Origin of the sequence: Microvirga pakistanensis (assembly GCF_004458765.1) — a bacterium.
Taxonomy (GTDB): domain Bacteria; phylum Pseudomonadota; class Alphaproteobacteria; order Rhizobiales; family Beijerinckiaceae; genus Microvirga; species Microvirga pakistanensis.
The window spans coordinates 1-223 of record NZ_SPJX01000055.1; the positions used below are offsets into that span (position 1 = coordinate 1).

The window sequence follows — 223 nt, forward strand, 5'->3', positions numbered from 1 at the left end:
TCTCGGGCAGGGCAATGTAAAAGGTCGCGCCCCCATCGGTCTGGCCCTCGGCCCAGCTGCGCCCCCCGTGTCTTTCGACGATGCGCCGGACATTGGCCAGCCCGATCCCGGGTCCCTCGAAATCCTCGATCCGGTGCAGGCGCTGGAAAACCCCGAACAGCTTGTTGACGTACTTCATATCGAAGCCGACGCCATTGTCCCGCACGAAGTAGACAATGTCCCC

At 62.8% G+C, this 223-nt stretch carries 1 protein-coding gene; it reads right to left on the bottom strand.

What is annotated here, in order from left to right:
- Positions 1-223, bottom strand: a 223-nt coding sequence (locus tag E4K09_RS02600; protein WP_244610331.1) for a sensor histidine kinase, incomplete at both ends; no start/stop codon positions are given.